This is a genomic window from Acinetobacter sp. UBA1297 (genome assembly GCF_002307755.1).
Lineage (GTDB): Bacteria > Pseudomonadota > Gammaproteobacteria > Pseudomonadales > Moraxellaceae > Acinetobacter > Acinetobacter radioresistens.
Genome location: NZ_DBUF01000021.1, coordinates 97,119 through 122,948 on the forward strand (window position 1 = coordinate 97,119; position 25,830 = coordinate 122,948).

Annotated in this window: 25 protein-coding genes and 1 tRNA gene; 13 read left to right on the plus strand and 13 right to left on the minus strand. The window is 41.8% G+C overall.

The window, feature by feature from the left end:
- Positions 1 to 221 precede the first annotated feature (221 nt).
- The 3 genes from B3R63_RS09970 to prpF form a co-directional block, all read right to left on the minus strand.
- Positions 222 to 1,130: a polyprenyl synthetase family protein gene (locus B3R63_RS09970; protein ID WP_005015945.1), complete on the minus strand. Its 909-nt coding sequence runs from the start codon at positions 1,128 to 1,130 to the stop codon at positions 222 to 224.
- Between the two features lie 26 nt (positions 1,131 to 1,156).
- Positions 1,157 to 1,498, minus strand: a complete 342-nt coding sequence (locus B3R63_RS09975) for a zinc ribbon domain-containing protein YjdM (protein ID WP_286730878.1) — start codon at positions 1,496 to 1,498, stop codon at positions 1,157 to 1,159.
- 192 nt (positions 1,499 to 1,690) lie between these two features.
- Positions 1,691 to 2,878, minus strand: coding sequence for a 2-methylaconitate cis-trans isomerase PrpF (gene prpF / locus B3R63_RS09980; protein ID WP_286730880.1), 1,188 nt, complete (start codon positions 2,876 to 2,878; stop codon positions 1,691 to 1,693).
- Positions 2,879 to 3,210: 332 nt separating this feature from the next.
- Here prpF and B3R63_RS09985 point away from each other — a divergent pair, with 332 nt between their 5' ends.
- From B3R63_RS09985 to B3R63_RS10005, 5 genes are all read left to right on the plus strand, one after another.
- On the plus strand, positions 3,211 to 4,563 hold the full coding sequence (locus tag B3R63_RS09985) for an amino acid permease (RefSeq protein WP_005406968.1): 1,353 nt from the start codon (positions 3,211 to 3,213) through the stop codon (positions 4,561 to 4,563).
- A 72-nt stretch (positions 4,564 to 4,635) separates the two neighbouring features.
- A tRNA-Arg gene (locus B3R63_RS09990) sits at positions 4,636 to 4,708 on the plus strand.
- 143 nt (positions 4,709 to 4,851) lie between these two features.
- Positions 4,852 to 6,516, plus strand: a complete 1,665-nt coding sequence (locus B3R63_RS09995; protein ID WP_151838798.1) for a phosphoethanolamine transferase — start codon at positions 4,852 to 4,854, stop codon at positions 6,514 to 6,516.
- Positions 6,517 to 6,519: 3 nt separating this feature from the next.
- On the plus strand, positions 6,520 to 7,197 hold the full coding sequence (locus B3R63_RS10000) for a response regulator transcription factor (RefSeq protein WP_286730883.1): 678 nt from the start codon (positions 6,520 to 6,522) through the stop codon (positions 7,195 to 7,197).
- A 20-nt stretch (positions 7,198 to 7,217) separates the two neighbouring features.
- Entirely contained in the window at positions 7,218 to 8,534 is a 1,317-nt protein-coding gene (locus tag B3R63_RS10005) for an ATP-binding protein (RefSeq protein WP_106438654.1), read from the plus strand.
- Between the two features lie 31 nt (positions 8,535 to 8,565).
- Here B3R63_RS10005 and B3R63_RS10010 read toward each other — a convergent pair whose 3' ends face one another.
- On the minus strand, positions 8,566 to 9,249 hold the full coding sequence (locus B3R63_RS10010) for a phosphatase PAP2 family protein (RefSeq protein WP_151838800.1): 684 nt from the start codon (positions 9,247 to 9,249) through the stop codon (positions 8,566 to 8,568).
- Positions 9,250 to 9,750: 501 nt separating this feature from the next.
- Here B3R63_RS10010 and B3R63_RS10015 point away from each other — a divergent pair.
- Positions 9,751 to 11,043, plus strand: a complete 1,293-nt coding sequence (locus B3R63_RS10015) for an OmpP1/FadL family transporter (protein ID WP_106438656.1) — start codon at positions 9,751 to 9,753, stop codon at positions 11,041 to 11,043.
- Positions 11,044 to 11,352: 309 nt separating this feature from the next.
- On the plus strand, positions 11,353 to 12,573 hold the full coding sequence (locus B3R63_RS10020) for an OmpP1/FadL family transporter (RefSeq protein ID WP_151838801.1): 1,221 nt from the start codon (positions 11,353 to 11,355) through the stop codon (positions 12,571 to 12,573).
- Positions 12,574 to 12,642: 69 nt separating this feature from the next.
- Here the strand turns inward: B3R63_RS10020 and thrH are convergent, their stop codons facing one another.
- On the minus strand, positions 12,643 to 13,260 hold the full coding sequence (thrH, locus tag B3R63_RS10025) for a bifunctional phosphoserine phosphatase/homoserine phosphotransferase ThrH (protein ID WP_138000518.1): 618 nt from the start codon (positions 13,258 to 13,260) through the stop codon (positions 12,643 to 12,645).
- Between the two features lie 199 nt (positions 13,261 to 13,459).
- On the opposite strand from thrH, the gene B3R63_RS10030 reads away from it, so the two are divergent.
- Positions 13,460 to 14,194 carry a phosphoadenylyl-sulfate reductase gene (locus B3R63_RS10030; RefSeq protein ID WP_111280540.1) on the plus strand — a complete coding sequence of 245 codons (735 nt, stop codon included), beginning with the start codon at positions 13,460 to 13,462 and terminating at the stop codon, positions 14,192 to 14,194.
- Between the two features lie 198 nt (positions 14,195 to 14,392).
- Positions 14,393 to 15,778, plus strand: coding sequence for a WS/DGAT/MGAT family O-acyltransferase (locus B3R63_RS10035; protein WP_151838802.1), 1,386 nt, complete (start codon positions 14,393 to 14,395; stop codon positions 15,776 to 15,778).
- A 36-nt stretch (positions 15,779 to 15,814) separates the two neighbouring features.
- Here the strand turns inward: B3R63_RS10035 and B3R63_RS10040 are convergent, their stop codons facing one another.
- The 6 genes from B3R63_RS10040 to B3R63_RS10065 form a co-directional block, all read right to left on the minus strand.
- Complete coding sequence (locus B3R63_RS10040; protein WP_005015969.1) at positions 15,815 to 15,988, minus strand: PA1571 family protein; 174 nt, start codon at positions 15,986 to 15,988, stop codon at positions 15,815 to 15,817.
- A gap of 134 nt (positions 15,989 to 16,122) precedes the next feature.
- Positions 16,123 to 17,577 (minus strand): ribonuclease G, encoded by a 1,455-nt coding sequence (gene rng / locus B3R63_RS10045; RefSeq protein ID WP_151838803.1) that lies wholly within the window; start codon positions 17,575 to 17,577, stop codon positions 16,123 to 16,125.
- Positions 17,578 to 17,615: 38 nt separating this feature from the next.
- Positions 17,616 to 18,182, minus strand: coding sequence for a Maf-like protein (locus tag B3R63_RS10050; RefSeq protein WP_005024888.1), 567 nt, complete (start codon positions 18,180 to 18,182; stop codon positions 17,616 to 17,618).
- The gene (gene mreD / locus B3R63_RS10055) at positions 18,170 to 18,661 is read right to left on the minus strand and encodes a rod shape-determining protein MreD (RefSeq protein WP_005024886.1); all 492 of its coding nucleotides are present in this window, start codon (positions 18,659 to 18,661) and stop codon (positions 18,170 to 18,172) included. Before mreD ends, B3R63_RS10050 begins: the two co-directional genes overlap by 13 nt.
- Positions 18,648 to 19,505 (minus strand): rod shape-determining protein MreC, encoded by an 858-nt coding sequence (gene mreC, locus B3R63_RS10060; RefSeq protein WP_005015986.1) that lies wholly within the window; start codon positions 19,503 to 19,505, stop codon positions 18,648 to 18,650. Before mreC ends, mreD begins: the two co-directional genes overlap by 14 nt.
- Positions 19,506 to 19,520: 15 nt before the next feature.
- Entirely contained in the window at positions 19,521 to 20,561 is a 1,041-nt protein-coding gene (locus tag B3R63_RS10065; RefSeq protein WP_005015988.1) for a rod shape-determining protein, read from the minus strand.
- A gap of 130 nt (positions 20,562 to 20,691) precedes the next feature.
- Here B3R63_RS10065 and gatC point away from each other — a divergent pair, with 130 nt between their 5' ends.
- Genes gatC through gatB form a run of 3 tightly spaced genes read left to right on the plus strand, consistent with a single transcriptional unit; the run spans position 20,692 to position 24,017 of the window.
- Positions 20,692 to 21,006, plus strand: coding sequence for an Asp-tRNA(Asn)/Glu-tRNA(Gln) amidotransferase subunit GatC (gene gatC, locus B3R63_RS10070; protein ID WP_005015990.1), 315 nt, complete (start codon positions 20,692 to 20,694; stop codon positions 21,004 to 21,006).
- 51 nt (positions 21,007 to 21,057) lie between these two features.
- A complete protein-coding gene (gatA, locus tag B3R63_RS10075) occupies positions 21,058 to 22,536 on the plus strand; it encodes an Asp-tRNA(Asn)/Glu-tRNA(Gln) amidotransferase subunit GatA (protein WP_119878473.1) in 1,479 nt (492 codons plus the stop codon).
- Positions 22,536 to 24,017 (plus strand): Asp-tRNA(Asn)/Glu-tRNA(Gln) amidotransferase subunit GatB, encoded by a 1,482-nt coding sequence (gene gatB / locus B3R63_RS10080; RefSeq protein WP_151838804.1) that lies wholly within the window; start codon positions 22,536 to 22,538, stop codon positions 24,015 to 24,017. The genes gatA and gatB overlap by 1 nt, the downstream gene beginning before the upstream one ends.
- 27 nt (positions 24,018 to 24,044) lie before the next feature.
- On the opposite strand, the gene B3R63_RS10085 is transcribed toward gatB, so the two are convergent.
- Positions 24,045 to 24,938 (minus strand): LPO_1073/Vpar_1526 family protein, encoded by an 894-nt coding sequence (locus tag B3R63_RS10085; RefSeq protein WP_151838805.1) that lies wholly within the window; start codon positions 24,936 to 24,938, stop codon positions 24,045 to 24,047.
- A gap of 2 nt (positions 24,939 to 24,940) precedes the next feature.
- Entirely contained in the window at positions 24,941 to 25,210 is a 270-nt protein-coding gene (locus B3R63_RS10090; RefSeq protein ID WP_144745098.1) for a hypothetical protein, read from the minus strand.
- A gap of 320 nt (positions 25,211 to 25,530) precedes the next feature.
- On the opposite strand from B3R63_RS10090, the gene B3R63_RS10095 reads away from it, so the two are divergent.
- Entirely contained in the window at positions 25,531 to 25,758 is a 228-nt protein-coding gene (locus B3R63_RS10095) for a hypothetical protein (RefSeq protein WP_039900692.1), read from the plus strand.
- Positions 25,759 to 25,830 lie beyond the last annotated feature (72 nt).

Genomic DNA, 25,830 nt, shown 5'->3' on the forward strand with positions numbered 1-25,830 from the left:
CCTGTTCTTATTTTATTAATATTAAATAGAGTTTAATATTAATAACGGAAGTAAAACTTGAGTCTCGGCAGAAAGACTTTGAGCAAAACACCCATAAATTACTCAATAAAAACTGCTTTAAACAGACTGATAGTTAGAAAAAATAGTTTTATGAGCGCATTTTTTATATAAAAAGGAGCTTAACATGCTCCTTTTTAATTACAGGGTTTTATTGGCCAGATCTAGCTTTTACGTGACAGTAAGAAGCGGGATATTGTATTGAGCTCTTCAGCAGCCTCTCCAAAATATTCAAGCGCACTAAAAGCCTGATCATGGAGTTGCTTGGCATAAAGCTGTGCCTGTTCAAGCCCCATCAAAGCAGGATAAGTTGACTTTTCGACCTGCTCATCTTTACCGGCCGTTTTACCCAGTACTTCTGTTTCAGACACAATATCCAGAATATCATCCTGTACCTGAAATGCCAGACCAATTGCCTGTCCATATTGGCGAAGTTGTGGAATAGCCTGATCCGTACCATTAAATATAGTCACCGCAGCCATCATGATCGCCGCCTGAATCAATGCGCCTGTCTTATTGCGGTGAATATTTTCCAGCTGGCTTTGGTCTACCTGCTTGCCTTCAGCCTGTAAATCCATCACCTGGCCACAAACCATTTTTGAGCTTGCAGTAGCCAATATCTGCATCTGTCTTAATACAACTGCCTGGTCTACCGCCACACCTTGATCAAACAGGCGGCTACCCAGAACTTCAAATGCCATTGACTGTAATATATCACCAGCCAGTAATGCAGTGTCTTCACCAAAAGCAACATGACAGGTAGGCTGACCGCGGCGCAGCAGATCATTATCCATACATGGCAAATCATCATGTGCCAGCGAATAGCAATGGATCATTTCGATCGCGACCGCAGCACGGCGCACAGCTGCAAAATTGGAGTTGGGCTGCAGGGCCGCTGTTGCATAACAGAGTGCAGGACGGACCCGTTTACCTCCGAGCATGACTGCATGATATACCGCACTTTTTAAAGGCTCTGGTAAGGAAAACGCCTCCAGCGCACTGAGCAGGTCCTGCTGGATACGTTCTTGCGCCTGTTTTAATATCTCTGCTTTAACTGCGGGTATTGCTGACACAAATAGCCTCAATATTTTCTGTTCGGTTAGACTTTTTTAACAAATTCGGATTTAAGTTTCATGGCTCCAATTCCGTCAATCTTACAATCAATATTATGATCACTATGCTCAATCAGGCGAATATTTTTAACTTTTGTACCTATTTTTACGACCTGTGAGGAACCTTTAATTTTCAGGTCTTTGATCACACTGACCGTATCCCCATCCTGAAGCAAATTACCTACCGCATCCTTAACTGAAAAAGTTTCGGTCTCTATCATGTTGGATGCTGGCCACTCGTGCGCACATTCAGGACAGATATAAAGTTCCTGGTCTTGATAGGTAAATTCAGAGTGACACTGTGGGCATGCAGGAAGTTGGTCAGTCATGATGTTATCCTTATCAAAAGTAAGAGCATCATACTGCTTTCCGCCTGTTTTCTCTATGGCTCAGTTCGAAAGTATTATAGCACCCCCTATTTTAGGGAGAAAATCACATTAGCTCTTTATAATCAAAAGAAGAAATATAAAAAATACCAGCCTGACTTTGAAGACTGGTATTTTTTAATTTGACGTCTTTGGTTAAAAACAGTCGCCCGGTACACGAACCCAGCCTTCCATCAGCACACGGGCACTCCGGCTCATAATGGCTTTCCTGACAGTCCATGTTCCCTGCTGCTGTTCAGCTTGTGCGCCCACACGTAAGGTCCCGGAAGGATGCCCGAAACGGACGACTTCACGCTCTCCCTCACCAGCAGCGAGATTTACCACAGTACCTGGGACTGCCGCCGCTGTTGCTATAGCAACTGCAGCAGTACCCATCATAGCATGGTGTAGTTTACCCATCGACATCGCACGGACCAGCAGGTCAATATCTTCCTGCTTGACCTGCTTTCCACTGGAGGCCATATAAGTAAGCGGGGGCGCCACAAAAGCAATTTTCGGCGTATGCTGACGGGAGGCTGCCTCAGCTATATCCTGTATCAGTCCCATTTTAAGAGCACCAAAGGCACGAATAGTTTCCAGACGTGCTAGCGCTAAAGGGTCAGTATTAATCTGTTCTTGTAACTCCGTGCCGGTATACCCTAAATCTGCTGCATTTAAAAAAATAGTGGGGATGCCTGCATTAATAAATGTAGCCTGAAAACTGCCTTCTCCAGGAACCTCGAACATATCGATGACATTGCCAGTAGGAAACATGCTGCTCCCCTCACCATCATCATCGGAAGGATCTAAAAACTCAATTTGAACTTCGGCTGCCGGGAAGGTCACACCGTCTAGCTCGAAATCTCCAGTTTCCTGAACCTGCCCTTGCGTTACAGGTACATGTGCAACAATTGTTTTACCAATATTGACCTGCCAGATTTTTACGGTACATATACCATTTTCAGGAATACGATCAGCATCAACCAGTCCGTTACTAATAGCAAAAGACCCAACTGCTGCGGTCAAATTGCCACAGTTACCACTCCAGTCAACGACAGGCTGGTCAATTGAGACCTGTCCAAACAGATAATCGACATCATGTTCTGCCCGGGTACTTTTAGACAGGATCACCGTTTTACTGGTGCTTGAGGTCGCTCCACCCATCCCATCAATCTGTTTGGCATAAGGGTCTGGACTGCCGATCACACGCAGTAAAAAATGATCACGCGCCTGACCTGCTTCGCGAGCCTTTTCAGGTAAATCATCAAGTTTAAAAAATACACCTTTACTGGTTCCGCCACGCATATAGGTAGCGGCGACTTTAATTTGTGGTACTGAACTCATTGCTGTTTTAATTCCTGTCATTCTTTATGATTATTGCTGGGCAAATGTGGGCTATCCAATCCCGGTTCATATTAAAGCTTTTTTAAACTGCTGTGCAGGCTATTCCTGTTCGAGTCTGAAACCGGCAGAATTATTTTATAGACTAGTCAGACTAAATTTAAATACTCAACCATCCCAATTCTATAAATAACAGCCTTACCTCTCTCTAAGTTATTTATTTTTATTAAATTTATAAAAGAGCTTAAGATTCAGCAGCAAGCAATTAGTCTGACTAGGCTAATAAGTTGCAATACATTACAATACTTGACTTAGTCATCGTCGAGCTGAGCACTTTGAACAATAATACATCGCAACTTCAGCGTGGCTTAAAAAACCGTCATATCCAGCTTATTGCCATGGGTGGAGCTATTGGTACCGGTCTGTTTTTAGGTTCTGCGCAGGTTATACAGTCTGCTGGTCCATCCATTATTTTAGGTTATGCGATCGGTGGATTAATTGCTTTTTTAATTATGCGCCAACTAGGTGAAATGATTGTACATGAGCCGGTTGCTGGCTCTTTTAGTCATTTTGCGCATAAATACTGGGGTAACTTTCCGGGCTTCTTGGCAGGCTGGAACTACTGGATTCTTTATATTTTAGTTGCAATGACAGAGCTGACTGCCGTTGCCAAATATATCAATTACTGGTGGCCGCATATTCCTGCGTGGGCTTCGGTACTCTTCTTTTTTGTAATCATTACTTTAGTTAACTTGGGTAATGTCAAGTTTTATGGTGAATCAGAATTCTGGCTATCCATTATCAAGGTGGCAGCAGTCATTTCCATGATTGTGTTTGGCCTTTATCTGATCTTTACTGCAGATGCCAGTTCTGGTGCATCTTTTAGCAATCTGTGGAGTCATGGCGGCTTTTTCCCGAATGGTTTTGACGGCCTGTTTTATATGCTGGCTTTCCTGATGTTTGCTTTTGGCGGGATTGAACTGATCGGAATGGCAGCTGCAGAAGCAGAAAACCCGGAAAAAACTATTCCTAAGGCTATTAACCAAGTAGTTTTCCGAATTTTACTGTTTTATGTAGGTTCACTCACCATCTTACTGTCACTGGTACCATGGAACCAGCTGGAACTCGGTGGTCTGGATAAAAGTCCATTTGTAATGATTTTTAGCCAGTTAGGTATTGGCTGGGCAGCTCATCTGCTGAATTTTATTATTCTGACTGCAGCCCTGTCAGTTTATAACAGCGGCATGTATGCCAATAGCCGTATGCTGTATGGTCTGGCTCAACAAGGTAATGCGCCAAAAATATTCTTGAAGGTTAATAAGCAAGGTGTACCGATTCCTGCTGTGCTTTTCTCTGCACTTCTGATTTTCGGTTGCGTATTACTGAACTATCTGATTCCAGAAGATGCATTAGGTCATCTGATGTATGTGGTAGTAGGAGCTTTAGTACTGAACTGGGCCATGATCACGTTAACCCACTTAAAGTTCAAAGACTATATTCAGAAAAATGGAATTTTATCCAAATTTCCGGCACTGTTTTCACCTCTGAGCAACTATATCGTTTTAGTATTTATTGCTGTTGTACTCTACATTATGTGGACACAAGGCTTTAAAGAGTCGGTGCTGATGCTACCAATCTGGGTGGTTCTCATGCTAGTGCTTTATAAAATACTTAAACCTCGTGCGTAAAGTCCATAAAATTCTATTTTGAAAAAGTTATTGTTGAGGCAGTAACTTTTTCATTTATAATAAGTCTTCTTTGTGCCTTTAGCTTAACTGGATAGAGCAGTTGCCTCCTAAGCGACCGACGTGGGTTCGAGTCCCGCAGGGCACACATCCTTTTAAATCAGTATACATCTCTTTAATGATGGCAAAGCCTTTTGCATATTTTGTCTCTCCTCTTCCCTGATTTAAGTATCATTTAAGTTTCAGCTTTTACATTAAAATTCCATATAAGCTGAAAGTATCAATGCCTTTATGATATTCAGACGACTCCAGAACAAGTTTCCGCCTATTTCACTTAATATCTTCAATTTAATCCTGTCTATATGGTTTGGCGTTGCCCTGAATCTTTCTTTTTATATGAAGATGATGCAGCTCACACCTTATCAGGGAATCAAGGCATGGTTATTTTTAATGGCAACAGTCATTGTAGTGGTGAGTATCTACAACCTGATTTTTCAGTTGCTGCAGTGGAAATGGAACATTCGATTCTTTGCTGTCATCTTCATTCTTTTAGGCGGTTTTTCAGCTTATTTTGTTAATAGTCTGGGCATAGGTATATCAGCTGACCAAATTCAGAATGCATTACAAACCGATCAGCACGAAGTACTGGATCTGCTCTCTTGGCAATTTGTTTTGTGGAGTCTTGGCTTTGTCTTGCTGCCTTTATCATTGCTAGGCTTAGTCAAAATAAAAACTGAAGCTTTATCTAAAGTTTTTATTTCTAAAATGTTCGGTGCGCTTACCTCATTGGTTCTGGCCGGCTTGATGCTATTTACCTTCTATATTGATTATGCAGCTATCTTTCGTGAACATCGTGATCTAAAAGGTATGATCAGCCCACAAAATGTAATCGCATCTAGCATTTCGTATTATAAAAAGAAAGCGCCAAGACAGAATTTGCCACTTATTAAATATGGAGAAGATGCACATTTAATTTTACCGGTATCAGATTCAAAAAAACCCCAGCTTATGGTTCTGGTAGTAGGTGAAACTGCCCGTGCTGAGAGTTTTGCTTTAAATGGATATACCAGAGTGACCAATCCAGAACTATCTAAACTGGATATTATAAATTTCAGTCAGGTCAATTCTTGTGGAACAGCCACAGCAGTTTCAGTTCCCTGCATGTTTTCCGGTATGCCGCGTCAGCAGTATGATGAACAGCTCGCATCACACCGGGAAGGCTTGCTAGATATTGCCCAGCGTGCGGGCTACAAAGTGACTTGGGTGGATAATAACTCAGGCTGTAAAGGCGTCTGCAACCGCATAGAACAATATGGATTTAATAAATCCCTTAAACAGAAGTGGTGTATAGAGGGAGAATGTCATGATGAAATCTTGCCTGAGGCACTCCAGGCTTATCTGGCCAGTATTCCAGAAACCGATAAGGCACCACGCCTGATTGTTCTGCATCAGGCAGGCAGTCATGGCCCGGCTTATTTTAAGCGCTCAACAGCAGCATACCAGCGGTTCCAACCAACATGTAATACCAATGCCATTCAGGGTTGTAGTACCGAGTCTTTAATTAACAGCTACGATAATTCAATAGTTTATACCGATCATGTGCTTGCCGAGCTTATACAAACCTTAAAAGGGAACCAACACTATCAGAGCGCGCTATGGTATTTATCTGATCATGGTGAATCTACTGGAGAACATGGCTTATATTTGCATGGTTCGCCTTATGCCATTGCACCCAGCCAGCAAACCCATATTCCAATGTTAATGTGGTTTTCAGAGAGCTGGAAACAGCAGCACCCTGTGCAGTTCGCCTGTCTGGCCAACCAGAAACAGCAAAATCTGAGCCAGGATAATTTATTTCCTACCCTGCTCAGTCTGCTCAACATTAAGAGTGCAGTGATACAGCCACAGCATGATATGCTGCAACAATGCCATCATCTATCGGACCTGAGGATATAAAAAATGAATAAAATCCTGATTATTGAAGATGATTTTATGATTGCCGAATCCACCATTACACTGTTGCAATATCAGCAGTTCGCAGTGCAATGGGTAAATAACGGTATTGATGGCCTAAAACTCCTTAAAACACAGGAATTTGATATTGTCCTGTTAGATCTGGGCCTTCCTCTTATGGATGGAATGCAGGCCCTCAAGCAGATCCGGCAGCAAAAACCGGCTCTTCCAGTTTTAATTATTTCTGCACGCGACCAGCTACACAGCCGGGTAGATGGCTTGAATCAAGGTGCAGATGATTATCTGGTCAAGCCTTATGAATTTGATGAATTACTGGCACGTATACAGGCTCTATTACGTCGCAGCACTATAACCAGCATTCAGACCGAAACCGTACAGATACTACAACATGGCGACCTGATACTTGATCTGGAACAGCATTCTGCTCTGTTTAAAAACGAACATATTGACCTGTCCAAGCGTGAATGGGCTATCCTTATTCCCTTGATGAGTTACCCCTATAAAATTTTTTCCAGAAGCAGCCTGGAAGATAAGCTCTACGATATAGATTCTGAAATCAACAGCAATACCATTGAGGTCTATATACACCATTTACGCACCAAGCTCGGCAAGGACTTTATCCGGACTATTCGCGGTTTAGGTTACCGTCTGGGTCAGGCCTAAGCTTAAACAGCGAAGTTTTTATGTCATCAAATTACTCCTTAAAAAAACGGCTCATACTCTATATTTCATTCTTTAGTATCAGTCTGGGCTGTGTACTGGTCTTTTCAGCTTATCGTATTGCGCTTGAAGAAATTAATGAAATTCTGGATGCCCAGATGCAGAATCTGGCTGAACGTATTGCCGCCCATGGTCCAGAGCAGATCCAAAGCCAGTTTGATGAACATCAGCGCTACCATGAAGAAGATTTATTTGTAGATGTATGGGCATATACTGATCAAGATCATCAAAGCCAGTCAAAGCGGCTGGTGGCACCGGTAGAAAAAGCCGGTTTTTATACACACCAGACTGCAAGTGATATCTGGCGGACTTATGTGCTCCCACTTGAGCATGACCAGATACAGGTTAGCCAGCAGCTTTCTGTCCGCCGGCATCTGGCACTAGAACTTGCGGGCAATATGTTTATTCCCTACTTGCTGTTTATGCCCTTGGTGCTCTGGGGATTAGGCTGGATCATCAGCCACAATCTTAAACCTTTAGACGAATTTAAAGAAGAAATTGCAAAGCGTGAGCCACATGAATTAGAACCGGTTCAAATATTTAAATATCCCCAAGAAATTGTACCAGTCCTTAATGAAATCAACTCTCTATTCAGCCGGATTCAGTATTCACAGCAAGAGCAGCGGCAATTTATAGCAAATGCAGCTCATGAGTTAAGAACACCGATTACTGCATTAAATTTGCAAATACAGATTCTGTTACAAGAGTTTCCTGACCATCCTGCTTTAAAGAACCTCAATAAAGGTTTAATGCGTGTCCAGCATCTGGTCAGTCAATTACTTAGCCTGGCTCAACAGGATGCAAATATTTTAGAAACTGAGCATAGTGTGCAGGTCAGAGTGAGCGATATCGCTACAAATTGTGTAGAGGAACTCATCCAGCTGGCAATACAAAAGAATATCGATCTGGGCATGGAGCAGCAGGATCCGGTGAGTATCCTGTCGGAACCCGCTATCATACACTCAATTATTTTTAATCTGATTGATAATGCCATTAAATACACGCCAGAAAATGGTGTAATTAATGTTTCCGTATATGCCAGAGAAAATGGAGCACTGATACAGATAGAAGACAGTGGACCAGGTATTGACCCTATGCTATACGAAAAGGTACTTCAGCGTTTTTACCGTGTTTATCAGCATACAGAAATTGGGAGTGGCTTAGGTCTGTCCATTGTTCATAAGGCAACCCAACGTTTAAAGGGACGGCTTAGTTTTACACACAGCCAGACATTAGGTGGCTTACAGGTCAATATATTTTTACCAGATAATATTCTTTAAAAAACCTGTAGAAAGTAGAGAGCCAGAATCTCTAGTCAGTACTTAAAATTTGAGGAGAATAGTTGAGGATAATCTGGTATATCAGAACATTTACACACCAGCAGATCCACAATGTCCATAGATTATGACTTAAAAAATGGGCACCACGCATCATCTGTGCCCAGCCCATTGCAAAACCAAGTATTAAGCCAGCCACAAGAAAGAAACAGGCCTTTTTTATATTAGATAAGCGGTAAACAAAATAGCCTGTTAATAAAGCAAAACCTGTTGAAGCATGGCCGCCTGGAAAGCAATGCCCATTTTTTGCTGAAAAATCCCAAGTAAACCCTGAAATAGAAGGGATAGTCATATTCCATGGACAAGCATATGCAGACTGCGACTTGATGAGACCAACGATACTGGTACATAACAGGGAGACCAGAAAAAAATAGCCCCACTTCATTTGATACGTTTTAAGTTTTTGGCACTTAAATGAGCTTAACCAGCCCATAAAATAGCAGATATAAACAGCCATAATTATATCTTTTATATAGCTATGGTTGAGTTTCGCCAAATACCAGCTATCACGAAATAGGAATTCTCCCGAGTGGCTTACCCACGGTTGTATAAGAGATAAATCGATTAACCCGCCTACAGGGAAAAAAATTTTTAAGATAAAGAAATTTATAAATAATAAAATGTACTGATAAGACAAAAAATAGTTTGAGTTTTGCATCACAGAAAATTTAAATAAATATCCTCTTTATCTGAACAGATATTACTTAAAATCATCTTAAACTGACCCACTACTTCCTACTTAAAATCTTGTTTAAAGAAAATTAACCCATTCCTCCCTACAATGAATTCACTTAAATTAATTATTTGCTTAAATTTTGCTCTTGATTTTCTTGATTATTTTTAAAAATCTGAATAGTCAAATTTTAAATTTTAATTGAAAAAAGCGATTATTACATAATAACGATAAATTAATATTTTTATATTTCAATTACTTAATTAATTATTCCATTAAAATTATAGAACATTTACTCTATTTAGTATGATTTTTCAACATATTTTTTTATTTTTAAGTTCAAATAGAGCATTTACTCTTGTTTTAATTGTGCTATTTTTGTCACATGGAGTTAAGTTAGATTTTATCCCGGAAGAGGATGATCTCCAAAATTAAAAAGCATAGATCATGCACGTAAAACTTCCCGTATCTCAAGGAAAGACTAGAATGAAATTAAAAACTCTTAGCACAGCAATGATTTTAGCGATGCTACCTGCAACTGGGGTATTTGCAGCAGCTTTAGATCGTTCAGGTCAGTCGATCTCTGCATTCTTACAACCAGGTAATTATTTTGAAGCCGGAATTTCTGTTCTTGATCCATCAGTTTCTGGTAAAGTTCAAAATAATTGGACGCCAGGAGGAGCTGCCGCACCATTAGCTCCTGCTTATCGAGGCACCTCAGTTGGCGAAATGGGTGATGATTATTATTTTCCCAGTGCAGCATTAAAATTTCAGTTAACTGATAATTTTTCATTTGGTATAATTTATGATCAGCCATTTGGAGCGAAAGCAACTTACCCTACTGATACTTATTTAAATCCTTTAGCTGGTGGTGTTTTCCATAATGGAACAGAAGGTACAGAAGTAGAAGTTAAATCAGAAAATATTACTATGCTTGTAGGTTATCAACCTATTGAAAATTTTAATATTTATGGTGGTGCTGTATACCAGTCAGTTGAAGGTAATGTTCAATTACGTGGTCTAGCATATGGCAGTACAACTGCATTAGGTCAATACAATGCTACAATGGAAGACGATAGTGCTGTAGGTTGGTTAGCGGGTATTGCTTACCAGATTCCTGAAATTGCTCTAAAAGCATCACTAACTTATCGTTCTGAAATTGATCATGATTTGAAAACAAATGAATATGGTCGTAGTGATATTTTAGCTTTAGTAACGCAAAACCCTGCTGCTGCGCTTTATAATGTAAATACAAATACTAAAATTTCTACTCCTCAGTCTGTAAACCTTGATTTCCAAAGCGGTATTATGGCAGATACAGTAGCCTTTGCTAACGTACGCTGGGTCAACTGGAAGGATTTCTCAATTCGTCCACAGCAGTTTGAACGAGTTTCAAGAGCTTTAGGCGCGGCAGGTGCTACTCCTAATAATCCAAATGGCTTTGATATTGTTTCTTATACTGATGATCAAATCTCAGCTACTCTAGGCGTAGGCCGTAAATTTTCTGAACAATGGGCAGGTAACGTTTCTGTAGGTTGGGATTCAGGTGCTGGTAATCCAGTTTCTACTTTAGGCCCAACAGAAGGCTATTGGAATCTTGGTTTAGGTCTACAATTTAGCCCTGCACAAAACTACTTTATTGCGGGCGGTGTGAAATATTTCTGGTTAGGCGATGCAAAAGCTCAAGCTGCATCTGATTTCGGTTCTAATTCATATGTAGCTGATTTTGAAGATAACGATGCTTGGGGTTATGGTCTAAAAATTGGTTATCGTTTCTAAGGTAAATTATTTTAGAAAGGCTATCGCTTGCGGTAGCTTTTCTATTACTACTCTACTATACAAATTTTAAGTGTTGCTAATTTAGCCAAAAAAAATCCGGTTTTGTTTGGTATCTTTTTAAAATATTTACTCTAATTTTTTATTTATAAATCATTTATATACATCAGTATTCTTAGTCTTTTTACTCTAATCAAGCATATTTCTTGCATTCATCAGTTCATTTTTTAGACCGAGCTGAGCATTTACTCTTTTTTGTTTTGTGTTACTTTCCTTCAACTTTTTTGTTACATATGGCATCAGGGAAAGACCATGAAGCTCAATAAAATTTATTCCGCTATTCTTCTTAGCTCACTCCCTCTCACTGCGGTTAATGCGGGTGGTTTAGACCGTTCAGGTCAATCTATTCAGGCATTTTTACAGCCTGAAAACTATTTTGAGGCAGGTATTTCTATCCTTGATCCTGATGTTTCAGGTACTGACGCAAATGGGAATGTTGCTGGTGATATGGCTGGTGACTACTATTTCCCATCAGCGGCTTTGAAAATTCAAGCTACTGATAAAATTTCACTTGGTCTGATCTATGATCAGCCATTTGGTGCTGATGCCGAGTACAAAGGAAATAATAACTTTGTTGAAAACCGTATGGTTCCATTTAAAGGTGGTACTACCGTTGAAGTAGATACTCAAAACCTGAATTTTCTGATTGGCTATCAGCCTACTCAAAACTGGAATTTATATGCAGGTGCTGTTTATCAGACAGTTGATGGTACGGTGAAATTACGCGGTAATGCTTATAGCGCCTTCAATGGATATGATTTAAAAACAGGTGAAGACGAATCGGTAGGCTGGCTGGCTGGTATTGCTTATCAAATTCCTGAGATTGCCCTAAAAGCTGCTATAACCTATCGTTCTGAAATTGAGCATGATATGAATGCTTATGAGAATTTTGGCGCGGCAGGACTCACTGGTAATCCTCGACTTGATGGTGCAATGAACCAGATTAGTGCTACTTCTGGACGTACTGAATTAACCACACCACAGTCAGTTAATGTCGATTTTCAAACGGGCATTATGGAAAATACTGTCGCATTTGCCAATGTACGATGGGTAGAATGGTCCAAGTTTGCAGTCCAACCTTATAAATTCGGCAAGTTATCGCAAGTCCTTGGTCAATCAACTCCAGCTCTTGGCAAACCAAATGGCTTTAATCTGATTGACTATAAAGATGATCAGATTTCAGCAACGGTCGGTGTAGGCCGTAAATTTAATGATCTGTGGGCAGGTAATGTATCAGTAGGTTGGGATTCTGGTGCAGGTAATCCTGTAACAACTCTAGGCCCAACTGAAGGTTACTGGAGTATAGGTACAGGCGTACGTTTTTCACCGGCTGAAAATTACTTTATTGGTGCAGGTGTAAAATACTTCTGGTTAGGTGATGCTGATGCAGTAACAGGTGCTCATACGGCGGCAGGTACTTTTGAAAGTAATCATGCTATCGCTTATGGTCTAAATATTGGTTACAAATTCTAAAAATCTCATTAAACAATTTATAGAAAAAGGGCGCTTCAAGTGCCCTTTTTTAAGCTTATTTATAAAATCTTAAGCTGGAATATCACGCAGTGACACTGAACGGATTGCCTCTTTTAAAGCAGCGTAACCATGAATTGCCTGGAACTGCGGGAACTCAGCGATTACATTTTCTGGCGCATCAAACAGGAAACCATGGTCTGCTTCACCCAGCATGGTTGTATCATTATACGAGTCCCCTGCTGCAATTACACGGAAATTCAGGTTGTGGAGTGCCTTTACTGCCTCACGTTTCTGGTCTGGCTGACGTAATTTATAGGCAGTGATCATGCCTTCTTCATCTGTTTCCAGCTTGTGACAAAAAATAGTAGGCCAGCCCAACTGCTGCATCAATGGATGGGCAAATTCATAGAAAGTATCAGATAAAATAATCAGCTGGAAATGGGTACGGACCCACTCTACAAATTCTTTGGCGCCGGGTAATGGACCCATATCTGCAATCACGGCCTGAATATCATTTAAACCTAAACCATGCTGCTTTAAGATATTTAAACGCTGAGTCATCAGGACATCGTAGTCAGGAATGTCTCGAGTAGTGGCTTCTAGTTCTTTAATCCCTGTTTTTTTTGCAAAGTTAATCCAGATTTCCGGGACTAATACCCCTTCAAGATCGAGACATACAATTTCCATGAATTCTCCAAGCATCATAAAAAAATCGGATTATCATAGCATTAACCCGTTATATTTTGCGCAACTGTTTATTAATCAGTTTTATTCATAAGCTTTGTAGTTAATGTGCTAAGCAGCTTATTTCATTTCCCTTAAAATGTATTGCACTTTAGTGAATATATATTTTTACAGCGTCCAAGCCTTTGAGCCAGGAGCCTTCATGACCGCTATCCCAACCATTGATATAGTGGATGCCTTGGCATCTGAATATGCTGATAAATCTCCAAGCGAGATTCTGGAACTTGCCTTGAGTCAGGAAGGTGAAATTGCTATTTCATTTTCAGGGGCTGAAGATGTAGTTCTGATTGATATGGCCTCCCGTTTGGGAAAACCATTTCGGGTATTCAGTCTGGATACTGGCCGACTGCATTCAGAAACCTATCAATTTATTGAAAAAGTCCGCAATCATTACAACATTGAAATTGAAATTTGTTTTCCTGAAGCAGAACCCTTACTCGATATGGTAAATCGTAAAGGCCTGTTTAGCTTCTATGTTGATGGCCATCAGGAATGCTGTGGTATTCGTAAAGTTCAGCCGTTACGCAAGAAACTAGCGACTTTAGATGGCTGGATTACCGGTCAGCGTCGTGACCAGAGTCCGGGAACCCGTACTGAAATACTAGTAGTTCAGGCAGACACAGGTTTTTCTGGGCCGGGTAAACAGTTAATCAAGTATAACCCGCTGGCCAACTGGTCAAGCAGTGATGTCTGGAGTTATATCCGTTTAATGGAAATTCCATATAATGCTCTGCATGAACGTGGTTTTATTTCAATCGGCTGTGAACCTTGTACTAAAGCTGTTTTACCAAATCAGCATGAACGTGAAGGGCGCTGGTGGTGGGAAGAAGCCACCCATAAAGAATGTGGTCTGCATGTTGGTAATTTAAAGAAGTAATATCAGTCAAAAAACCGCTCATACCTAACTGAGAGTCTTAACAGTTAATTGAGCGGTTTTTATTTAACTGATGAATTCACATAAATTTATGCTGCGTCTGGACTGAAAGATTATATACTGTAACGCGTGTCCTATAATTCTAACAATGAGCAGCTCAATAAGAGCTGACAGATCCATTGCAGTGAGGCAATCAACGCTATGCGTCCATTACACCCAATTGATTTCATTTTTTTATCATTAGAAAAACGTCAACAGCCCATGCATGTAGGCGGTCTATTCCTGTTTGAAATTCCTGAACATGCACCCGCGACTTTTATACAAGATCTGGTACAGGATATTCGTAACTCAAAATCAATTCCAGTACCACCCTTTAATAACCGGCTAAGTGGCCTGTTTTGGGATGAAGATGAAGAGTTTGATCTGGATCATCACTTCCGCCATATTTCATTGCCTCATCCAGGACGTATTCGGGAACTATTAGCTTATATTTCTCAAGAACATAGTACACTTATTGATCGCGCAAAACCGCTCTGGACCTGTAATATTATTGAAGGTATTGAAGGCAACCGGTTTGCTATGTACTTCAAAATTCATCATGCCATGGTTGATGGAATTGCAGGAATGCGACTGGTTGAAAAATCACTATCCAAGGACCAGCAGGCTAAAAGTATTGTACCGCCATGGTGTGTAGAAGGCCCACGAGCCAAACGCCTTAAAGAAGCTAAGAAAGGAAGTACAAAGAAAATTCTTGGGTTACTTAAAGACCAGTTTGAAGCTGTACCTAAAGTAATGTATGAACTGTCACAGACAGTGATGAAAGATATGGGCCGTAATCCGCACTATGTTTCCAGCTTTCAGGCACCGAAAAGTATACTCAATCAGCGGGTCAGTGCTTCACGACGTTTTGCAGCACAATCTTTTGAGTTGAACCGTTTACGTAATATCGCAAGTGCATTGGATGGAACTATTAATGATGTAATTCTGGCAGTGTGTTCAGGTGCTTTACGTGAATATCTTCTTAGCCAGAACAGTTTACCGGCGAAGCCATTAATTGCCATGGTTCCAGCTTCTATCCGGGATGATGACTCAGATGTGAGCAACCGGATTACCATGATTCTGGCCAATCTGGGTACACATCAGGCAGATCCATTAAAACGGTTGGAAACTATTCGCCGAAGTGTACTGAATGCTAAACAGCGCTTTAAACGAATGACATCAGGTCAGATTCTGAATTACAGCGCACTGGTATACTCTGCCGCAGGACTTAATATACTTTCAGGAATGATGCCTAAACGTCAGGCCTTTAACTTGGTAATTTCTAATGTACCGGGTCCACGTGAACCCTTGTACTGGAATGGTGCAAAGTTGGATGCACTTTTTCCTGCTTCGATTGTACTGGATGGACAAGCTTTAAATATTACCATGACCAGTTATCTGGACAAACTCGAGGTCGGCTTAATCGCCTGTCGCAATGCATTACCCAAAATGCAGAATCTGCTTACCCATTTGGAAGATGAAATACAGCGTTTTGAATCCCTGATCGAAGATGAAACGTTTGAGAAAAATCTGACTGTAACAGGTTAAAGAACAATAGAAAATTGAGGGGCTAAATTAGGCCCCTTATTTTTTAATAGTACGGCATTGTTTTAAAAGCTGGTGACAAACCGAGCGGATCATCGCAGTAGTAATCTGGATTTCTCGACCATCATCATCAAGCATATAGCATGTATTGACTTTTTTTGAATCAAGTACGTGTTGAAAACCTTTATGAATAATTCTTTCGCTAACATTCATGTCATTTACCTCATTTGCTAAGACTACATAGGGGAGAAAAGTCTTTGGCTACCCAATGCATCTAGTATTGAAAATTCATGCATGAAAGTAAAATTTCAGTTGTAACAAGGATTAAGCGAAATTCTGTTACAACTTTAGCTTAAGATGATGTCATATTGCTCTTGCGTATACAGATTTTCGACTTGGAACTTAATTACCCGATTTACAAAATGCTCTAAATCCGCCACTGCTGGTGCTTCTGCTGTTAATAGACGGTCTATGACCGCAGGATGGGCAACTACTGTAAAGCCACTTTGTGATTCAAATGCCCGAGCATAGCGCATAATTTCTCGAAATATCTCGTAACATACTGTTTCTGCTGTTTTCACATATCCCCGTCCCTGACAGGTTGGGCAAGCTTCACATAATAGATGTTCTAAAGACTCCCGAGTTCGTTTTCGGGTCATTTCTACCAGTCCCAATTCGGAAACTTGTGTAATTTTAGTTTTGGCATGATCCCGTTCCAGCATTTTTTCAAACTGGTGCATGACTTCATTGCGGTGGGTCGCTTCCTGCATGTCAATAAAATCAATAATAATAATGCCGCCCAAGTTGCGTAGTCGTAACTGCCGGACAATCACTTGAGTGGCTTCCATATTAGTTTTAAAGACCGTATCTTCAAGCGAACGGCCGCCCACATAGGAACCTGTATTAACATCAATAGTAGTCATGGCTTCAGTCTGATCAATCATCAGATAGCCACCTGATTTTAAGGCCACCCGTGTCTGCAAGGCTTTTTGCAGGTCTTCTTCAACATTATACAAGTCGAAAAGTGGGCGCTCACCTGGGTAGTGAATTAGACGATCTTGCATACCCGGTACGAACTCTTCAATAAATTCGCTCAGTTTGGTATAGATTTCCCGCGAATCAATATAGATTTTGGCAGTTTCTTCATTGGCCAGATCACGGATAACACGCTGAGGCAAAGGTAATTCTTCAAAAATCAGAGATGGGACAGTGGTAGCACGCTGTTTGCGCTGAATATATTCCCAAAGCTTGGCAAGGTAGGCCATATCTTGGGCAATATCTGCTTCATCGACGCCATCAGCTGCCGTACGCACAATTACGCTACCCGGTAAATCGTGCTGTTGCTGAATTTTCTCAATCAGTGAACGCAGCCGGTCACGCTCTTCTTCTGATTCGATTCGCTGTGAAACCCCAATGTGATTTCCAAATGGCATCAGTACCAGATAGCGGGAAGGAATTGAAAGGTCAGTAGACAGCCGCGCGCCTTTAGTACCCAGCATATCTTTCATGACCTGCACCGTCAAAATCTGGCCAGGTTGTAATAATTCAAATACATTGGGAGTAGGCTGGTTGCGGGGCCAGATCATGTCATTGATATGTAAAAAAGCTGTACGTGAAAGGCCAATATCGACAAAAGCAGCCTGCATGCCAGGCAATACACGGACTACCTTGGCTTTATAGATATTTCCCACCAGACCACGCTTGACAGTCCGTTCAACAAATAATTCATTGACCGTACCATTTTCAACTAATGCGACCCGACATTCCATAGGGGTGACATTAATGAGTAGCTCATCAGACATACTAAAACTCAAAACATTATAAAAATTCTTTCCAGCGGTTAATTTAGTGCCTTAACTGCTTTTAATAACTGTATTGTCTCATGTAACGGCAACCCGACCACATTGGTGTAGCTGCCAAAAATCCGGGGAATATATTGCGCTGCAATGCCCTGTATGGCATATGCACCCGCTTTGCCTTCTGGCTCTCCGGTCGCCCAATAACGCTCCATGTCGTTTGGACTGAGTGTTTGAAATTCAACCTGGGTATGTACCACTATACTCGAAATCTGCCGGGATGTGGCAATACAGACTCCTGAAAAAACATCATGGTGTCTACCAGATAATTTTGACCAGATTTCAAAGGCATGCTGCTTCGATTCAGGTTTACCAATAATGGTACCATCCAGCCCGAGACTGGTATCAGCAGCAATAATTACAGATTCAGGATATTGTGCGAGTACTGCCTGTGCTTTTTGACGAGCCAGACGCTCTACGTACTCACCGACACTTTCACCTGCTCTTGTGCTCTCGTCAATATCAGGACTGTGAATATCGAATTCCAGTCCTAATTGCCTGAGCAGCTCCTGTCGCCTTGGCGAACTTGAGGCCAGAATCAGATGCGCCATTTTCGCAGCAGGTAATAAAGGATGGGCCAGCACAAAATACTGCTAAGTAACGGTTGCCAGTGCCGTGCAATTGAAAAATGCAGCCCGGCCATAACCTGGGTGAACCAGGTAAACAGCAGATGGGCAAAAATTGCTAGTGTTGCCAGTACCCATAAATTGCCAAAGGTTAAAATCCGGCGTTCACGGGTAAACCAGCGTACGACAAAGGTGATCAGCACAAAACTGAGTGCATTCATTCCCAAGGGCGCATCACGTAGCAAGTCTGTAAAGATGCCCACTGCAAAAGCAAACCAGACACCTGTCCAGCTTGGCTGACACAATATCCAGAACAGCATGATCATCAGCATAAATAATGGCCGCCATCCCGAAATGTCATAAGACAGTGGATAGACCATTAATACTGACCCGACTATGACTGACAGGATAATGACAATCAATGGATCTTTACGCTTTTCATAACGTAACTTAGCGATTGGCATAGGGTTGCTCCATCGCCAGAGAGTCCGAAAACAGGATCACCACATGATGTCCACCAGCCAGCTGTGCAGCTGGAACCACCTGAATCTGGGCGAACTCACCTGAATTATGGCGTCTGACTTTAGATACGGTACCCACCAGATAACCTGCCGGAAAATGTTCACCTAACCCTGAAGTATAGATTTTGTCTCCCGGTTTGATATCTGCACTGGTCGGCACGTATTCCATTTTCAGCAGTCCCAGATCGCCTGTTCCTGCCACAATGGCACGCATACCGGTCCGTTCCAGACGTACAGATAGCGAATGTTCCTTGTCCGAGAGCAACATTACACGGCTAGAATGCGGATAGACATCAATGATCTGCCCCATTACTCCACGGTCATCCAGCACAGTCTGCCCCACCTTGAGCTGATTGCTGGCTCCCCGGTTAATAATAATGATATGCCGTAAGGGATCAGCATCAGTACCGATGACTTCTGCAATTTCCATACGACCATCAATAATAAGTGGCGTATCGAGCAGACCGCGTAAACGTGTATTCTCGGCAGAGAGCTCTGACAGTTTCTGTAGACGCACCTGAGCCTGTAACAGCTCGGCCTGCATCGCAGTATTTTCACGGCGCAGCTGGGCTTCAGATTTGGTTTGTTGACTCAGCCATTCTCTCGACAACACGGGATAGCTTGCCAGTGCATAAATAGGATTATATGCAGCGTACAGGACTTCCCTGGCAGGTTGCACCACATGCGGCATGCGCCAGTCAAAAAACAGCACAATAAGGCAGGTGATCACCGCTATGATGAATGAGCGAAAAGATGGCGGTTGTCTTGAAAAAAGATTCGGTTGCACCGCCTGGTTCCTAACTTAACCTACAAACAGCATGTCATGATTCGGGTTATCGAAGAATTCGAGTACCTTACCGCCACCGCGAGTCACACAGGTCAGTGGATCTTCTGCAACCATAACAGGCAGTCCAGTTTCCTGAGCCAGCAGTTTGTCCAGATTACGCAGCAATGCACCACCGCCTGTGAGCACAATTCCGCGCTCGGCAATATCAGAGGACAGCTCTGGTGGAGTCTGTTCAAGTGCCGATTTCACTGCACTGACAATATTGGAAAGCGGATCAGCAATTGCCTGAGTAATTTCATCAGAGGTTACAGTAATTGAACGGGGAACGCCTTCAGCCAGGTTACGACCACGCACTTCGATTTCAAGTGTTGTACCGTCTCCGATCGCCATACCCACTTCTTTCTTGATCAGTTCCGCAGTCGTTTCACCAATCACGCAACCATGTGCTTTACGCACATAATTAATGATCTGCTCATCAAAAACATCACCACCAATACGTAGAGAATCTGCGTACACACAACCCTGTAGGGAAATAATCGCAATTTCAGTAGTACCACCACCAACATCAACCACCATAGAACCACACGCCTGCTCAACCGGCATACCTGCACCGATTGCAGCCGCCATCGGCTCTTCAATCAGGCGGACATCACGCGCACCTGCATTAAATACCGCTTCACGGATAGCACGACGCTCAACCAGTGTCGATTTGCATGGTACACACACCACAACACGTGGTGCAGGTGGAAACAGGCGCTTCTCATGGACTTTGCCAATGAACTGGTTCAGCATGGTCTCAGTTACTTCAAAGTCGGCAATTACGCCATCTTTCATCGGACGTATAGCAGAAATATTTGCCGGGGTACGTCCAAGCATCTGTTTCGCATCCAGGCCTACGGCGGCAACAATTTTCTGTGAACCACTGTGACGGATCGCGACAACTGTCGGTTCATTCAGAATGATGCCCCGCCCTGGTGCATAAATAAGTGTATTTGCTGTACCTAAATCAATGGCTAGATCCGGCGAAAACAAGCCAATTAGTCGTTTTAGAATCACGGGTCGTTCTCAGTTAAACTTTATGTGGACGCAAGGTGGCAACTTTAACTAAATGTAGTGCGTTGAACAAGTCAATCGCTTATTATAACGCACGATATTTTGAATTTTTTAATACTGATTAGGTGATGGTATGTCTACACCGGATGCTCAGCATTCTGCAGATTTAAATGCACAAACAGTTTCAGCAATCGCCAATCTTGCACGTCTTTCGCTCAATGATACGCAATCTGCTGAATATGCTCAAAGTCTAAATAAAATTTTAGGCATGATGGATACCTTAAAAGCAATCGATACTGAGGGTGTTGAACCGCTAAAAAGTCCATTTGATCACCCTCAGCCATTACGTCAGGATGTTGTGACTGAAACCAATCATCGTGAAGAATATCAGGCAGTTGCCCCAGCTACTGAAGCGGGGCTGTATCTGGTTCCACGTGTAATTGAATAATTATCTGGTCAACTTCTATACTTCAAAACTGAACCTAAAAGAATTTAACTCATGACTGATTTGCATCGTTTATCGATTCGTGAACTTGCCGAAGGCTTAAAAACAGCCCAGTTTTCCTCACGCGAATTGACTCAGCACTATTTAAACCGTATTGAAAAAATTGATGCGCAGGTTAACAGCTATGTCACTGTAACTGCCGAACAGGCACTGGCTCAAGCTGATGCTGCTGATGCTGCGATTAAAACCGGTACCGCAACTGTACTTACTGGCGTACCTATCGCACATAAAGATATTTTCTGTACTCAAGGTATTAAAACCACTGCCGGCTCTAAAATGCTGGACAACTTTATTTCCCCTTACGATGCTACCGTAGTTGCCAAGGGCAAAGCAGCCGGTCTGGTCACACTGGGTAAAGTGAATATGGATGAATTCGCTATGGGTTCAACCTCCGAGAATTCATTTTACGGTGCGACCAAAAACCCGTGGAATTTAAGCTGTGTACCGGGTGGATCATCGGGTGGTTCGGCAGCGGCTGTGGCAGCAGATCTTGCTCCGTTTGCCACCGGCACCGATACCGGTGGTTCAATCCGTCAGCCTGCATCTTTTTGTGGTCTCACTGGTCTGAAACCTACCTATGGCCGTGTATCCCGTTTCGGAATGATTGCGTATGCCTCGTCACTGGATCAAGGTGGCCCGATGGCACGTTCTGCTGAAGACTGCGCTTATTTGATGAATGTCATGGCCGGCCATGATGAAAAAGACTCGACCTCCATGAATCAGGAAGTCGACGATTATGTAGCCAACTTGAATACAGCTTCTGTTAAAGGTTTACGTATTGGTATTCCTAAGCAGTATTTTCAGGTTGATGGGTTGAATGCTGAAGTGAAAGCGCGTGTTGAAGAGTCATTGAAAAAGCTCGAAGAAATGGGCGCGATTCTGGTTGAAATTGACCTGAACATGACTGAGGCTTACGTTCCGACTTATTATCTGATTGCTCCGGCCGAGGCCTCATCCAACCTGTCACGTTATGACGGCGTGCGTTATGGCTATCGCTGTGAAAATCCGGTGGACTTGATGGATCTTTACAAACGTTCGCGTTCGGAAGGTTTTGGTACAGAAGTCCAGCGCCGGATCCTGATTGGAACCTATGCCCTTTCAGCCGGTTATTATGATGCTTACTATGTCAAAGCCCAGAAAGTTCGTCGCCTGATTCAGCAGGATTTTCTGAAAGCCTTTGAACAGGTCGATGTGATTGCAGCTCCAAGCGCACCGACTACTGCCTATCAACTGGGTGCTGCACAAGATACGGTAGCCATGTATCTGGGCGATATCTATACCCTTGCGGTCAACCTTGCCGGTCTGCCAGCTATTAATGCGCCAATTGGTTTCGATGCCAACCAGCTGCCTGTAGGCCTGCAACTGATTGGTAATTACTGGTCTGAGTCACAACTGCTGTCTGTAGTACACCAGTATCAGCAGGTAACCGACTGGCACACCCAACGTGCGGCAATTGCTGAGGAGAATGCATAATGGCTCAAGCTCAAAAATCGGCTAAACCGAAGTCCAACCTGATTGATGGTTGGGAAGTCGTTATTGGTATCGAGATTCACACTCAACTTGCGACCAAATCGAAAATCTTCTCAGGTTCATCGACTGAATTCGGTCAAGACCCAAATACACAAGCCAGCCTGGTTGATCTGGCCATGCCGGGCGTATTGCCAGTACTCAACAAAGAAGTAGTGGATTTAGCGATTCGCTTTGGTTTGGGTATTGATGCCTACATTGACCAAGCATCTGTGTTTGCACGTAAAAACTACTTTTACCCGGATTCTCCAAAAGGCTATCAAATCAGCCAGATGGACAATCCGATTGTGGGCTTGGGTCATATCGACATCCAGCTTGAAGATGGTACAGTTAAACGCATTGGCGTGACGCGTGCGCACCTTGAGGAAGATGCTGGTAAATCAATCCATGACCAGTTTGAAGGCATGTCAGGCATTGACTTGAACCGTGCAGGTACGCCACTTTTAGAGATCGTATCTGAACCGGATATGCGCTCAGTTGAAGAAGCGGTTGCCTACATTAAAGCGATTCACACGCTAGTGCGTTGGTTAGGGATCTCTGACGGTAACATGGCAGAAGGTTCGTTCCGTGCCGATTGTAACGTGTCTTTACGCCGTCCGGGTCAACCGTTCGGTACACGTTGTGAGTTGAAAAACCTCAACTCATTCCGTTTCATTGAACAAGCGATTAACGTGGAAATCGAACGTCAAATGGAAATCCTTGAATGGGATGGCACGATTGACCAAGAAACACGTTTATTTGACCCTGTGAAGATGGAAACGCGTTCAATGCGTTCAAAAGAAGAAGCGAACGATTACCGCTACTTCCCTGACCCAGACTTGTTGCCTGTAGTGATTGCAGATGAGCAAATCGAAGCAATTAAAGCGACCATGCCTGAGCTTCCTGCTGCACGTCGTGCGCGTTTCGTAGCTGACTTTGGTGTGACTGAGTACGATGCACACGTATTAACGCTGACTCGTGAAATGTCAGAGTTCTACGAAGAAGTCGTTAAGGCTGCTGGCGGTGCTGCGCAAGGTAAGATTGCTGCAAACTGGGTGATGGGTGAATTCTCAGGGGCTTTAAATAAAGCCAGCTTAGATCTTGCTGACTCTCCTGTGACTGCTGAGAAACTTGGCGGCATGATCGCCCGTATTGTAGACAATACGATTAGCGGTAAGATCGCAAAACAAGTGTTCGGCTTTATGTGGGAAGAAGGCAAAACTGCGGACGAAATTATTGCGGAAAAAGGCTTGAAACAGGAAACTGATACAGGCGCGATTGAAGCAATTATTAAGGAAGTACTTGCTGCCAACGAGAAGATGGTTGAAGAGTATAAATCTGGTAAAGAGAAAGCTTTCAACGGTCTTGTTGGTCAAGTGATGAAAGCGTCTAAGGGTAAAGCCAACCCTGCACAAGTAAATGAATTAATGAAAAAATTGATTGGTTAATCTGATCTTTTTCTAAAAAAACCCGCTTTAGAGCGGGTTTTTTAGAAATTTATTAAAAATAATATTTCCGATTATTAGCCCTTTACTACTATAAGTGGGTAATTCATCGACACTCTTAACTCCATAGTGGTTAAGTAACATAGATAGTCGAGGAACTAAAATATCCAGATTTTTTTCGAGATTTTCGAAATTTTCAGTCCCATATAGATTTTGAAGAATTAAATCAGTACTCTTTAATGTAAATGATTTAGTTTCCGTAAATATTAGACCCTTGGATGCCAAATAATCAACATCAACAGAAGCGGGATAAAGACTTAAAAAATATTCAGTTAAAGTATTTAAGCCTTTCAAATACTCTGTAAAAGAAAGATTTTTAATCTTTTCGATCTCATCTTGTTGTAAGCCTTTTTGATTTAACATACTTACCAAATTTCGACAGTTAAAATCCTCTCCTTGATATGTAATATTAATAGTCAAATTTCTAATAGCAGTTAAAAAACCTAAAAAATTGATTTGATTTTTTGAAATATTACTTAATGTCTCAATTGCATCATCAAGAATATAGCTATTATCATCTGCTTCATCTGAATCTAATTTTTTTGATAATAGTTCAATTAAGAGTTGCTTAGACGAATTCTCTTTTCTCCTAATAATATTTTTTAGTCCCTCATGAAATAGATATTGAAAATTTGCATCTGTCACTTTTGAAAGAATTTTTATCGCTTCTTGATCAGAGTTAGAACTAGTGGTGAGTTTTGACTCTAGCATTGTATTTATACTTTGCTTAAATTGTTGAATTTCTGCTTGTACTTTTTGATTTTCAGCTTCTATTAATTGTGGGCCATTATAAATATCTCGAGCTGCTTGCTGAACAGTACTATTTTCTGAAGCCTCTGCCTCCATTTTAACCTTTTCTAACATTCTTACTTTTCACTCTTACTTTTAACTTTTTCCTTTAATTTTATATCACGGCCTGCCTGAATAACTGTTGAGCCGTTAGAAGCTTTCGCTGAATTTCTAACTCCCGAATTGCTTCCGAACATCGCAATTATAGCTGCCAACAAGCCATGTAAAGCCGAGAATATAATAGCCCATGTGTTGTAATCATAACCTATCCAATCAATTTTAAAATAAATTGCGCTGCCTACTGTCAAAACCCAAGCAATAGCGACTAACAGATATAAAATTTTCAAACTACTTCGTTTAATTATCAAATAAAATTATTTTATATCAAAATCTTGTGGTAATTATAGAAAGTTTCCTGAATCCCCAATATTCATTTACTGCTTTATATTAAATAATGACCTTCAAAAAAGTATCCTCTATCGCCAAACTCGAAGACTTAGGACTTACCAAAGTTCGCTAATCCCCCTAAATCCCCCTTTGAAAAAAGGGGATTTTGTCGTGTAATCAAATCGATACGTGATGTTCCATCTCCTTTTTTAAAGGAGAGGACTAGGGAGAGGATTTAAAACATGCTATAAAATCAAAAACAAACCGAAGAAAAATAAAAATGACACCTGAACAATTACAGCTCTATATTTTCTTTGGTCTTGGGATCTTTATTCTGCTCATTATCTTGCTTCTGCTTCATCCCAAGTCCCGTAGCAAAATCACTACACCCTCTAAAACTCGAAGCAGTCGAGACTCCAAGTTAGCCAACCTTTCCGATGGTATCGAGCTAATTTTTACACCGATTTTCTGGATCATTAAACTCATCATCGGGATATTCAAATCATAAAGCTATTCTTAACGGAAATTTGAAATCTGCTCAGAAAATGCCACTTTTCCCATATTGGAAATTGATTAATTA